At 62.1% G+C, this 2,293-nt stretch carries 3 protein-coding genes and 1 tRNA gene; all 4 read left to right on the plus strand.

Translation table 11 applies throughout. The annotated features are described in order from the left end of the window. Nucleotides 1-43: 43 nt before the first annotated feature. On the plus strand, nt 44-481 hold the full coding sequence (locus A5695_RS16590) for a hypothetical protein (protein WP_156749701.1): 438 nt from the start codon (nt 44-46) through the stop codon (nt 479-481). Nucleotides 482-483: 2 nt separating this feature from the next. Next, entirely contained in the window at nt 484-765 is a 282-nt protein-coding gene (locus A5695_RS16595) for a hypothetical protein (protein ID WP_068084216.1), read from the plus strand. Further along, a complete protein-coding gene (locus tag A5695_RS16600) occupies nt 758-1,504 on the plus strand; it encodes a hypothetical protein (RefSeq protein WP_068084219.1) in 747 nt (248 codons plus the stop codon). Before A5695_RS16595 ends, A5695_RS16600 begins: the two co-directional genes overlap by 8 nt. A gap of 66 nt (nt 1,505-1,570) precedes the next feature. Next, a tRNA-Arg gene (locus tag A5695_RS28635) sits at nt 1,571-1,708 on the plus strand. The last annotated feature ends 585 nt before the right edge of the window (nt 1,709-2,293 follow it).

Below are 2,293 nucleotides of genomic sequence, written 5' to 3' on the forward strand. Positions count from 1 at the left end.
ACGCCCACCACTGGCCAGTAACACCAGCAATCAAGGAGTGACCATGGCCCCCAGAACCCACGACAAGCCCGAGGAAGCTCCTGCTGAGGCACCGGTGGAAGCTGCTTCCGCGGAGAAGGCCCCCGAGGTCGACGCCGGCAAGGAGAAGACCATCGTGACGAAGGTCTTCGCCGCCGAGGGCCCCGTTCCGAAAGCCTCGATTCTGCAGGCCGCGGTGCAGTCCGTGCGGGACGCGATCCCGGTGGTGTTCTCCCTGGAATCGGAGATCACCGGCGCCCGCAAAACCACGCGGGACAAGCAGCCCGGCACCGAGTTCGAGGTCACCATCACCTACACGCCGCGGGCCGTCGCGGGCAAGGAAGACCCCGTCGAGCTTGACCGCGTTATCCGCGGACTAGACGTTCCGCGGTCGTTCGACGGGATCGGCGGCCACGACGGGGACCCCGACTTCCTCGAGCGCCAGGCACCGGAGAAGTTCTGACGTTGGCCATGTCGGTTGCGCGGGTCTTGGATGCGCACACCGTAGTAGTCACGGGTGGCACCGACATCGGAGTAACAGCCGGTGAGGTGCTTCAAATCCGTGAAGACATCATCGATCCAGAGACCGGAGAGAAGATCGGCGTCTATCCGGATCTGAAGGTTCGGGTGACGGACGTTCATCCCAGGTTCTGCGTCGCGGAGACGTTCTGCCAACCCCAGGGACGCAATGACGTCACGATAACCATCAACATTGGTGACGCGGTGCAAAGGGAACGTTGTGGCTGAGTTGGAGTACTTCTTGCTCACGGCCACACTGACGGCCATCGTTGTTGATTACACCGACACTGGTGATACTCCGGATCAGCAGCGCATCAGCGGAACGATTGAATTCCGGCCGCGTATCCGCACCGGGAAGCTGCTCTGGTGCCCCACGTTGACTCCGCCGCAAGGGATTGCGCTGGCGCCGATCAAGGCCCGCTTCGACACGGACGGTGTACTCCGCACTATCCAGGACGCGCCGGTTAATGAGATCCAGCGTGTCACCGTCACCGGTGACCCGTTCACGTTGACCTACAACGGTCAAACCACCAGCAACATCCCGCAAGGCGCAACCGCCGCCACGGTGGAGACCACACTCGAGGCACTATCCACAGTTGGGGTGTCGAACGCGAACGTCACCGGCCCCGACGGCGGACCCTATGACGTCACCTTCAACGACGCCCTGGGCGATCAGGACGTGCCGCAGATGACCGCAACGAACGCCACGGTCACCACCACCCGCGCGGGCACACTCGCAGCTGGGGTGAAACTCACCGCCGGCACCGACGTGTTGGGTTTGGGCACATACGATCCCGCATCGAAGTCCGGCGGCCTGATCTACGACGTGATCTTCTCCAACGTGGTCTACAACAAGGGATTACAGGAGATACACCCGTTCGCCTTCGTCGCCGAACCCGACTGGGCAGGCACGACAGTGGATCTCGCGGAGGTCGAGAAGATCGACCCCGCACCAAACATCGGCTGATTCCGACACGCACACAAAAGCCCTTGCAACCAGGCTGTACTTGGGTACAGTTGGGCGCAGGGACGGGCCGGAGTTAGTCGGTTACCTGTTTACGTGATCCGGTTGACACTGCCATGCCCGTCCTCACAACTGAACAGTGGTGATGTGGGCCGGAGGACTTCGGTTACCTCTGACCGTGGGTTCAAATCCCACCATGCTCCGGCATGTGGCAGAGCGGCCTAATGCACACCTTCGGGTGGTCAGCCTTCCACCGGGTTTCGATGCACGCCCACATCTCCTCTGTCCAACTTAGGCGGAGGAGCGGGCCGGATTTCGGTCGGTTAACTTTTGGGGAAGCTAATCCCGGTCGAAGCTGACATGCCCGCTCCTCTACCCGGAGGAGCATCGTGGACGTTCTCAGCACCGTCTCAACCCGCCGTACCCCGCAGAGCGAGCAGTCCGACCCACGCCAGAAGCGCAACGCCGCAGGCGGATACACCTTCCTCGCCGATGTTGAGACCAGACTGCACCGGTTCCTCACCTTGGGAACCGAGGGCGGCACCTACTACACCTCAGCGAAGGACCTGACAGCAGACAACGCCCAAGTGGTCCGCTACTTCGTGGAGAACCGCCCCAACTATCTAGTGGCCACCATCGTCGGCGAGGGCTGCGCACATTGCCAGGGCGAAGATCGCCGGGTTTTGCTTCGGCGCCCTACCGCCTTCGGAGATGTCGACGATGGTGGCCACTAGATAGTTGGGGCGGTTCTCCACGAAGTAGCGGACCACTTGGGCGTTGTCTGCTGTCAGG

Source organism: Mycobacterium sp. E1747 (assembly GCF_001667775.1).
GTDB lineage: Bacteria > Actinomycetota > Actinomycetes > Mycobacteriales > Mycobacteriaceae > Mycobacterium.

Bases quoted from the DNA above. Each gene is read 5' to 3' on its own strand.
- A5695_RS16590 (WP_156749701.1), top strand. From the start codon at position 44: ATGGCCCCCAGAACCCACGACAAGCCCGAGGAAGCTCCTGCTGAGGCA.